The organism is Leeuwenhoekiella sp. ZYFB001 (assembly GCF_011784865.1).
Classification (GTDB): domain Bacteria; phylum Bacteroidota; class Bacteroidia; order Flavobacteriales; family Flavobacteriaceae; genus Leeuwenhoekiella; species Leeuwenhoekiella palythoae.
Window position 1 is genome coordinate 667929 of record NZ_CP050460.1, and the last position, 11550, is coordinate 679478.

Annotated in this window: 5 protein-coding genes; all 5 read left to right on the top strand. The window is 42.3% G+C overall.

Features of this window, described 5'->3' with window-relative positions; all coding sequences use genetic code 11:
* Positions 1–223 precede the first annotated feature (223 nt).
* The 5 genes from HCN54_RS02860 to HCN54_RS02880 all read left to right on the top strand — a co-directional run bounded on the left by HCN54_RS02860 (position 224) and on the right by HCN54_RS02880 (position 11538).
* Positions 224–2965, top strand: coding sequence for a triple tyrosine motif-containing protein (locus tag HCN54_RS02860; protein ID WP_167596439.1), 2742 nt, complete (start codon positions 224–226; stop codon positions 2963–2965).
* A gap of 248 nt (positions 2966–3213) precedes the next feature.
* On the top strand, positions 3214–6249 hold the full coding sequence (locus HCN54_RS02865) for a SusC/RagA family TonB-linked outer membrane protein (protein ID WP_167596440.1): 3036 nt from the start codon (positions 3214–3216) through the stop codon (positions 6247–6249).
* A gap of 10 nt (positions 6250–6259) precedes the next feature.
* The gene (locus HCN54_RS02870; RefSeq protein WP_167596441.1) at positions 6260–7732 is read left to right on the top strand and encodes a RagB/SusD family nutrient uptake outer membrane protein; all 1473 of its coding nucleotides are present in this window, start codon (positions 6260–6262) and stop codon (positions 7730–7732) included.
* 18 nt (positions 7733–7750) lie between these two features.
* Positions 7751–9871: a hypothetical protein gene (locus HCN54_RS02875; RefSeq protein WP_167596442.1), complete on the top strand. Its 2121-nt coding sequence runs from the start codon at positions 7751–7753 to the stop codon at positions 9869–9871.
* Between the two features lie 20 nt (positions 9872–9891).
* On the top strand, positions 9892–11538 hold the full coding sequence (locus tag HCN54_RS02880; protein WP_167596443.1) for a family 16 glycosylhydrolase: 1647 nt from the start codon (positions 9892–9894) through the stop codon (positions 11536–11538).
* Positions 11539–11550 lie beyond the last annotated feature (12 nt).

The window sequence follows — 11550 nt, forward strand, 5'->3', positions numbered from 1 at the left end:
AAAGAACGTAAAATTTAGTTTAATTTAAAATGCTATTCCGCAAAAAGAGGTTGTGTATGCTTCATATGTGCGTACTTGCGGAAAAAATCAGAACGCTTCTTGATGTGGTAGAACGCATAAAAAGATTGCAGCTAATTGAGTATATTGCCCGGTGATGCGATGTACGAAACCCTTATACTTGCTGTTTTGGTTGTGCTTTATTTTTGCAAGCACTGCCCAAGAGTTGCCGCCTGTACTCAATTTTACTCCCGAGCAATACAATGCCGAAAACCAGAATTGGGATATTACGCAAGGGGAGGATAAGCTGATCTACGCGGCCAATAATTCGGGATTGCTCGAGTATGATGGCGCCAAATGGCGTTTGTACCCTACTTCTAATAAAACCATAATGCGGTCCGTTGCGACTCAAGGTGATCTGATTTACACAGGGGCGTATATGGAATTTGGCTATTGGGAGCTTGGCAGTAATGGCTTGTTACAGTATACGTCGTTAAGCGATAAATTAGAGGAGCCACTTATTGAAGATGAGCAGTTTTGGAATATTATTTTGGTTGATAACCTCATTCTTTTTCAATCTTTAGATCGCATTTACAGCTACAATACAGAGACTTCAAATTTTCAAATCATAGATTCAGAATCGGCTATTGTACGGTCTTTTCTAGTTGGGAAATCCGTTTATTTTCAACAGGAAGGTTTGGGGTTGTACCAACTTCAGAACGGTCAACCCGTATTGATATCTGACGCATTACCGTTTTCAGACTACTTGTTGGTCGCATTGTATAGCAAGGATAATTCACTAATGGCTGTCACCCAAAAACACGGGATTTTTCAGTTAAAGCCTAATGGCGAAATTTCGTCTTGGAACTATGAAGCTCAAGATGCGATCGCTAACGAAACGGTGTATGCAGCGCTCCAATTATCTGATCAAACTTTACTATTAGGGACCATTTCTAACGGCCTTTACCATCTTGATGCCGCGGGAAAGATAAAGTATCAAATTGATCAGGTTTCAGGACTTTCTAACAATACGGTACTGAGTCTTTGGGAAGATCAAGAGGCACATGTGTGGCTTGGTCTGGATAACGGGATCAGTGTGGTTAATAGCAATTCGGCTTTTAGAGTGTATACCGATTATGACGGGAGTTTAGGGGCGGTCTATGCGGCAAAGAAGCATAAGGGCTATTTATATCTGGGAACCAACCAAGGACTTTTTTATAAAAAGGATGCTGCTGCCAGTGAGGAATATCAACTTATTCCGGATACTAAAGGGCAGGTGTGGAGTTTGAACATTTTGGGTGATGCGCTTATTTGTGGCCATCACGAAGGAACTTTTCGTGTAGAAGAGAATAGGGTGATTCCTATAGCTAATATCGCAGGAACTTGGGATGTGCATCAAATAAACGATACGCTTGCGATTCAGGGTAATTATAGCGGACTCTATATTTTAGAGCGAAAGGAAACAGGATGGCAGTTACGCAATAAACTGGAAGGCTTTGATATCTCGAGCAGGTATTTTGCTTTTAGCGGTCCACAGACGCTTTATGTAAGCCACGAATATAAAGGGGTTTTCAAACTGCATATTGATGAGAACTTTAGAACGATAACTGAATCCAGTCTCCTGAAGCAGCTCCCTAAAGGTGCTAAGTCCAGTATTTTTAAATATAATAATGAAGTGCTATACGCCTATGAGGAAGGGATTTTTAGACTGAATAAGTCCGCGCAAGTTTTTGAAAAAGACAGCTTACTTTCTCGTACGTTTTTAGAATCAGGAGGCTATTCTTCGGGTAAACTTACCTATGACACCGGCAATAATAGGCTGTGGGCTTTCAATGAGCAGGAAGTGCTGTATTTTGAGCCCGGAATTCTTGTAGATCAGCTTAAAGTAAGAAGGATCGCCTTGCCTGCAAAAACAAGAAAAGATATTCCCGGTTTTGAAAACATTACCTATCTAGACGCAAATACCTATCTGCTGGGTAATGCAACGGGTTATATTGTTTTAAATACTGAAAAGCTTAGTGATGAAAAGTACTCCATAAAGCTTAGAACCATAAAGAATGGAAGTCGCGAAGGAGAATTGGTCACACTAGATCAAACAACTACCGAAGCATTTCATTACAAACAAAATACATTCGCTTTTGATTTTAGTGTGGCAGAATACGAGAAGTTTAGAGCAGTCGTCTATCAGTATCGTTTAGAAGGATTGTATGAAGAATGGACCAACTGGTCAACCAGTGCTACGGCCTCGTTTGAAAATTTACCACCGGGAACATACACCTTTGAAGCAAGAGCACGCATAGGGGATCAATTATCAGAAAACACGCTACAATATTCTTTTACTGTAGCACGCCCGTGGTATTTTTCTGTGGTTGCGATTATAATTTATGGAGTGCTTCTTGTTTTAATATTTATAGGCATTCAGGTCGTTAATCGTAAGTTTTACAAAAGACAAAAGGAACGGCTTATTGAGATTAATCAGCGTAAGTTGGAAGTGGCAACCTATGAGAATGAGCGCCGAATCATGAAATTGGAGAATGAGAAACTGCAACAAGATGTAGAAAGCAAGAACCGCGAATTGGCGGCTTCCACGATGAGTATTGTAAAGAAAAATGAATTGCTTAATGCTATTAAAAAGGAATTGGATTCCGATACTCAAGAAAACGAATTAAAATCTGTTATTAAGATTATTGATAAAAACCTGAACCCTAAAAAAGATTGGGAGTTTTTTAGAGAAGCTTTCAATAACGCAGATAAAGACTTTCTAAAGAAAATCAAAGAGCTGCATCCTAAACTTACTCCAAACGATCTTAAACTCTGCGCATACCTTAGACTAAATTTATCCTCAAAAGAAATAGCACCGCTTTTAAACATTTCTGTGAGAAGTGTAGAAATCAAAAGATACCGTTTACGCAAAAAAATGGAGTTGGAACACGAAGAAAGTCTTGTTGAGTATATTTTATCGATCTAAGTCACCTCATCAATTCTTAAAATCACCTATACATTACCTATACGAAAACGATAGTAATTTCAGCAATAGCTATTTATAGCCTTTACATTTTTAAATTTAACAACTGCTAAAAAGCCTTATAGCGAAAGCGTTTGCGCTAAAAAGTGAAGTGTTTTTGCTTTGATTTACCAACTGTATATTTTTTGTTGAGGTCGTTTTTTCGAATACGATATAGTTAAAAGATAGATTTGATTTCCAAATTAAAATTTATGAAATCATTTTTATCCTTGATCTTATTCGGGTTGCTCACTTCGGGGCTCTTTAGCCAGACCGGTACCGAAGTGCGCGTTACAGGTACTGTGACAGATATGTCAGGAATGCCACTGCCGGGAGTGAATGTAATTGTGAAAGGTTCTTCCTCAGGAACAAGTACAGATTTTGACGGTCTTTTCAGTTTAGATGTCCCGTCTTCGAGCACTTTGGTGTTTTCCTATTTGGGCTTTCAAACTCAGGAAATAGCTGTAAATGGGGCTACAGACCTTAACGTGCAATTGGTTGAAGATACCAGTGCACTAGATGAAGTCGTCGTGGTAGGTTACGGAACGCAAAAGAAGAAAGAAATTACCGGTGCGGTAAGCGTTGTAGGTTCTGAAACAATTGAGGAGCAAAACCCTGTGCGGGTAGAACAAGCCTTACAAGGTCGTGTGGCCGGGGTAAATATCAGCTCCAATTCGGGATCGCCCGGTAGTGCTTCTACGATCTCTATCCGTGGTATTTCTACCAACGGAGACAACCGACCTTTAATTTTGGTTGACGGTGCGGTGATTGAAGATCTTAGTGTGATAAACCCAAATGACATCGAGAGCATCAATGTTTTAAAAGATGCTACGGCCGGTATTTATGGGGTGCGAGCTGCAAACGGTGTGATCTTGATTACGACAAAAGGAGGTCGTAAAAACAGTGACCTGCGTGTAGACGTTGATACGTATGTAGGTCTGCAAGAAACCACACGCAAACTTCCGGTGCTTAATGCAACCGAATATGGTGTGATCATTAACGAGGCCTACGCAGCGGGCAATCAGGCGCCGCCATTCCCTAATCTTGCGGTTCTTGGTCAAGGAACCAACTGGCAAGATGAGGTCTTTAGACAAGCTTTACTTTCAGATATAAACGCTACCGTGTATGGTGGTGGTGAAAAATCGGCATATTCTGTAGGTGCAGGATATTTAGATCAGGATGGTATTGTAGGCGGTGGAGCGGTAAACTTCAATCGCTTTACGGGAAGAGGAAGTTACGATTATGATATTTTAGAAAATCTCAGGTTTTCTTCAACAGCGATCTATACGCATTCTAATAGAAAAACCCTTTCTGAAAATGCTTTGGGGTCTGTGTTGTTCAATGCTGTGAATATGGCGCCAACTTTCAGTGTTCGTGATGCTAATGGTGATTTTACGATAGCAAACGGTTTAGGGAATGAGGTGATCAACCCTATTGCACAAATCGCAAATACCTTCAATAATAATGAGGTAGATAAAATCACGGGAACGGTAGGACTTTCTTATAATTTCTGGGATCATTTTACGGCAGAATCACGTTATCAGTTTAACTATTCTGAAGTGCGTGGGCGTAGTTATTTACCGGCAGGATTGAATTTTGGAGATGGAAAAGTTTTTAATAACCTGGGGGTAAATCAATATTTTGTAAACGACAGTTTCTTTAGAGACTATACATTTGATAACTTCTTAACCTATAAAAATACGTTTGCAGATGATCACAACCTTACCGTTTTATTAGGGATGTCTGCATTCAAGACCAGCGGTGAATTTTACAATTTCACCGGACGAGATGTGCCGGGAACTACTTTTGCCGAAGCTACACTTGACGGCGCAGGCGAGGTTATCGATGCGCGTGACATCAGCGGTCCTGCTGAGTTTGATCAGCGTTTACTTTCTTATTTTACGCGTGTTCAGTATAACTACAAGGAGCGTTATCTGCTTTCAGCAGTGTTACGCCGCGATGGTTCTTCAAACTTTGGACCGGAGAATAAATTCGGTTATTTCCCTTCGGCTTCTATCGGTTGGGTAGCGAGTGATGAGCCCTTTTTCGGTTCTAGTGATTTGCTGAACTTCTTAAAACTTAGAGCGAGTTACGGTATTTTGGGTAATGACCGTATTGGAGCTTTTGGTTACGTTTCTACACTTAATGCAGAAGGAACTTACGTATTTGATAACGAACTTGTAAACGGTGTTGCTGCCGGTCAGCTGTCTAATCCTGAAATTAAATGGGAGCGTCAGAAGACTTTTGATGTTGGTTTTGATGCACGCTTATTCAATAATCGCATAGATCTTACGATGGATTATTTTAAGCGTCGTACCGATGATTTATTGCTAGTACCTCAGGTTTCGGGAATTTTAGGAGTTTATGCGCCGGGTGCCGGAGCTCCAATCGTAAATGCCGGAAGTGTTGAGAACCAAGGTTTAGAATTCTCGGTTTCTTATGATCAGCCTATTGGTGACGATGCGGGATTCAATTTGAGCTACAACTTCACCACGCTTCAAAATGAAGTGCTTGAAGTAGGGAATGAAAGTGGCTTTATTCCGGGTGGAAGTTTTGGATTCGGTCAGGAGCCGCCTGCACGTATGGAAGCCGGCTTTCCAATCGGGTATTTCTACGGTTTACAAACCAACGGAATTTTTCAATCTCAGGCAGAAGTTGATGCGCACGCAACACAAACCGATGCTACCTTGGGAGATTTACGTTACGTAGATCAAAATGGTGACGGAGTCATTAATGGCGATGATCGTGTGAATATTGGCGACCCTATTCCAGATGTTACGATGGGTCTTAATTTAGGATTCAACTATAAGAATTTTGACTTCACAGCTTACGCATTTGCTTCTATAGGCAATGACATTGTACGCTCATACGACCGTAATCAAAACTTGACCAATAAAACCAATTATGTCTTGGACCGTTGGACAGGACCGGGATCTTCGAACACCTATCCGCGTGTGACTGTTGGACCTAACTCAAACCTGTTATTCTCTGATTTTTATGTGGAAGACGGTTCGTATGTAAGACTACAAAACGTGCAGTTAGGCTATAGTTTAGGCAATGAAGTCTTAGATCAATTAGGCATCAGAAAGCTGCGTTTTTACTTGGCGGTGACCAATGCGTTTACGCTAACAGAGTATAAAGGATATGATCCTTCAGCTTCTTCGGGAGCACCTATTGGTGGCGGAATCGACCAAGGGTTTTACCCGGTGCCACGTACATATACTGCAGGAATGAACTTCAAATTTTAAAAGAAGAGCGATGAAAAAATATAATATACAACGTGCATTTTTAAGCCTTTTAGCCGCAGTGCTCATGGTGGCTTGCGGGGACGACTTTGTAGAAGTAGACCCGATTAATGAGAACTCAGAGGATTTTTTCAATACTGAAGAAGATTATCAGGAAGCCCTAGTCGGGGCATACGATTTGTTACAAGCAACCTATTTGAATGTAATGGTCGGTGAGATTGCTTCAGACAATACCCTTGCCGGTGGCGAGAGTGCTACCGATACGCCGGGAATTCAGGAAATTGATAATATGATCCACACGCCGGTAAATCAACAACTGCGTGACATTTGGGGATGGATGTTTGCCGGAGTGAACCGCGCAAACTACATCCTGGAGTTTCAGGATAAAATCGAATTTTCAGGAAAAGATCAGATTATAGCTCAAGCGCGTTTTTTACGTGCGTACTATTATTTTGAATTAGTAAAGTGGTTTGGTGACGTGCCGCTAGCGGTAGATCAACGTCTTTTATTTGGAGATCAATTTAATGTTGATAGAACTCCGAAAGCAGAGGTTTACGCCCAAATTGAGCAGGACCTCATTTTTGCTGCGGAAACGCTTCCGGCAACTCAGGCAGAAGAAGGCCGTATCACCAGTGGAGCCGCAAGAGCATTGCTAGGAAAAGCCTATCTGTATCAAGATAAATTTACCGAAGCAGCAAGTGCTTTAGATCAGGTGATCGCCGGTCCTTATGACTTGGTAGACGATTATTCCACCATTTTTGAGTTGGAAGGAGAGAACAATATCGAGTCGGTTTTTGAAGTACAATACACCGATAAAGAAGGAGCAGGTTTTGGATGCTTACAGTGTAGTGAAGGAAATGTAGCGGTTGGTTTCAACGGAATCCGTAATTACAGCGGACCTTTATTTGACTCAGGATTCAGCTTTAATGTTCCTGTACAGGAAGCTTATGATGCTTTTGAGCCGGGAGATAGCCGTCGCGATATTGCTATTTTGAATATCGAAGAATTCGCCGCTGCAAACGGCGCTACATACAATGAAGGTTACGAGCATACCGGCTTTTATAACCGAAAATACATTGCGCGTAAAGGGGATGCCAATTTGGGAGATGCCAATCTTACCAATCCTAACAATTACCGTTCTATTCGTTTTGCAGATGTATTGCTTATGGCTGCAGAGGCACACAACCGTAAGGCTAATCCTAATGATGCTTTGGCAAGAGAATACTTAAACCGTGTACGTCGTCGTGCTTTTGGCGATACCAATCACGACATCGCTGCAAGCGGCGCCACGCTTACCGATTTTATTTTAGAAGAAAGAAGGCTAGAACTGGTAGGTGAAGGACACCGCTTCTTCGACTTGGTACGTACCAGCAGAGCGGCACAAAACATACCGGGCTTTACAGCCAATAAAAATGAATTATTCCCAATCCCTACCATAGAGATTCAGTTGGCTGGAAATCGCTGGGAACAAAATCAAGGATACTAATTAATACACTAGGATACGATGAAAATTTTACGATTACTAATAGCATTTTTGGCAGTAGCCCAAATCTTTACCGCTTGTGAAGATGATGTAATTACAAATTATGCATTACAAGAAATTTCTGCACCTACCGGTGTTACTGCAAACTTTGCGATCACACAGGACGATACAGGGATGGTAACTATTACTCCTGTAGGCGAAGGTGCTTCAACCTTTACCATAGATTTTGGTGTTGAAGGAGAAGCACCAATAACTATAAACGCAGGAGAAAGCACCACTTATACCTATGCCGAAGGGGAGTATTTGGTACGTATCACAGCAACCGGATCTACAGGTTTAACGAGCGAGTTCAACCAGATGATCAAAGTATCGTTTACGGCACCAGAAAATTTAGATTTTGAGACTACGGTTAGTGGTCTAACGGCTGTAGTAACACCAACAGCAGATAATGCAACTATGTTTGATGTGTATTTTGGTGCAAGTGATGAGGAAGAACCAGTTACAGTTATGGTTGGGAGCACAGCAGAATTTACCTATGAAGAGCCGGGAGATTACTTAGTACGCGTTGTGGCTAAGGGCGCAAGTGTAAATACTATTGAATTGACTAAAACAGTAACGATTACCGGTGCTGTTGATCCTATTGCATTACCAATCACCTTTGACGATCCTACGGTTAATTACGCTTTCGGGACGTTCAATGGCGCTGCTTTTGAAGTGGTAACTAATCCTGATTTATCTGGAGCTAACACGATTGAATCTAACGTAGGAGCGATCACAAATTCTGGAGCTCAGTACGAAGGTGGAGCATTCACTTTGGGTACTCCGGTTGACTTCAGCGGAGCGAATAAAACCATCACTATGAAATTCTGGTCTGATGTTGAAGTACCTGTATTGTTGAAATTTGAAGGAGGCGTTAACGGAGAACGTCAAAACGAGATCACTAAGACCCACACGGGTTCAGGATGGGAAACCCTAAGCTTTGATTTTGCTACCGAAGCTGTAAAAAGCTACATCGACGGAAGCCAGGGTGTAGGAGAACCTTTTGTACCTACAGGGCAATATGCAACGATGGTGATTTTTGTGGATGGTCCGGGTACCACAGCAGGAACCTTCTACATCGACGATGTAGAGCAAACCGGCGGTGCGACTGAGCCAATGATGGCTGCCCCAACTCCGGAAGCTGCTGAGGCAGATGTGCTTTCGATCTTCAGTGACTCGTATACCGATCCTGCTTCGGTAAATTATTTCCCGAATTGGGGACAATCAACAACCTATGAGCAAGTAGATCTAGGTGGAAACGCTGCAATTAAATATGGAAACGCTAACTATCAAGGGATCGATCTTGGCGGTGAGTACGATGCTTCCGGATACGAATTTGTGCATATCGATGTTTGGTCTGCAGATTATGCGAGCATTCCGTTTTTCATCATTGACACTTCCGGAGAACGTCCGGTAAACTTAGAGGTTACCGCAGGAGAATGGACAAGTATCGATATTCCGCTTTCAGCATTTACTGATCAGGAAATTTCGGTAACTAATGTATTCCAATTCAAGTTTGATGTGCAGCCTGATAACGGCGGAACCTTCTACATAGATAACTTGTATTTCTACAATGAAGCAGCTGCAGCGCCTGAAAGCCCACAAGCGGCAGCACCGGCACCCACTTTTGACGCGGCAAATGTGATTTCATTATTCAGTGATGCCTATACCGATGAGGCAATGGCAACCTGGAGAACAGATTGGTCTGCTGCGACTTTAGAAGACGTGAGTATTGCAGGAAATGCGGTTAAAAAATATTCAGCATTGAACTTTGTGGGTGCAGAGCCGGTAAATCAAATTGATGCAAGTGCTATGACGCACTTCAGTACCGATATTTGGACGGGCGACGCGACACAAATCCGTATCAAATTGGTTGATTTTGGAGCTAACGGAACTTATCAAGGAGGAGATGACAGCGAGCACGAGATCGTATTGAATTTCGATAACGGTGACTTCACGCGCAATATGTGGGTGACTTTAGATATTCCATTGGCAGATTTCACCGGACTAACCTCGCAATCTAATATTGCACAGTTGATCTATTCCGGAGGTCCGGCAGGAGAAACCACGGTTTATGTAGATAACGTATACTTCCACAACTAGGAATTAAATTATAAGATATCATGAAAAAGATAATTCAAATAACATCCTATTGCTTGCTGCTGTTTTTAGCAGTAGGCTGTCAGGATGATGACAATACTTTGGAGCAAATTCTGGTGCCTCAAAATCTTGAGGTAACTATGGATGTTACAGAAGACGGCTCAGGAAACGTAACCTTTACCGCAACCGCAGACAATGCGGTGACCTACAGGTTTGCTTTTCCTGACGGAACCACAGCGGTAGCGCCTAGTGGAGTGTACACCAAACGCTTTACAAAAACCGGACTCAATACCTATCAGGTGACGGTAATGGCGTACGGCCAAGGAGGTGTAAACAGTTCGAGGTTGGTAGAAGTTACGGTAGAAAGTGATTTCTCAGACCCAGAAGCGATCGAGTTGTTAACCGGTGGCGGAAGCAAAACCTGGTACTGGGCAGCAAGTGAACCCAACCATTTGGGTGTTGGGCCTAATAACGATGATGCTACGCAAAACTACTTTTGGGCGTATTTTTCATTTACAGAGCCTTTTGCGTTGGCCAATATTCCAGCTGCGACCTGTGCCTATGATGATGAGTTTATTTTTAGTACCACGACCGGTGAAGATTTGACCTATGAGTATGATAACAATGGGGCGAGTTTTTTCAACAGAACGTACGCAAGTGTAGTAAATGGTCAATCACCAGACGATAGCTGTTATGAGTTTGATACATCTGGTGAACGAGCGGTAAGCTTAGCTCCATCAGAATCTGTGGTTGCTGCAGAGCGCAAGCGTGGCACGACAATGACCATAAGTAACGAAGGTTTTGTAGGCTATTATATTGGCACCAATGAATATGAAATTCTTTCGCTTACCGAAAACCGAATGCTACTTAGAGCAGTACAAGGTAACGATCAAGGTTTGGCGTGGTATATCATTTTAACTGCTGAAAAACCGGTACAAGGTAGCGGACCGCAAGCGGAAGAAGATGACTTTCCAAATTTGGTTTGGTCAGACGAGTTTGACACTGACGGTGCTCCTGATCCTGCAAACTGGACCTATGATTTAGGCAATGGTCAAGCAGGCTGGGGAAATAATGAATTGCAATATTATACAGACCGAAGCGAAAATGTAGTGGTTGAAGATGGTATGTTAAAAATAACTGCGCAACGCGAAAATTATATGGGATTTGACTTCACTTCGGCACGTTTAAAGTCAGAAGGTTTGCAGGAATTTACCTTTGGTCGCTATGAGATCAGAGCCAAATTACCGCAAGGCGTTGGTACTTGGCCTGCGATCTGGATGTTGGGAGCAGATTATCAGACAAATGCGTGGCCGGGAGCCGGAGAGATCGATATTATGGAGCACGTAGGTCGTAATCAAAATGAGGTTTTATCTACGCTGCATTTCCCCGGGAATTCAGGTGCTAATGCAATTTCAGAAGCAACAACGGTAGAGACGGTAAGTAGCGAATTCCACGTGTATGCGGCAGAATGGACCGAGACGCAAATTCGTTTTTACGTAGATGACGAGTTGTATCACATTTTTCAAAATGACGAAACCAAGCCTTTTAACAAGGACTTCTTTATGATCCTCAATGTCGCTATGGGCGGAAACCTTGGTGGAGCTGTCGATGCCTCTTTTTCTCAGAGCGCTATGGAAGTGGATTACGTACGTGTTTACCAGCGCGATTAATTTGAAAGAAAA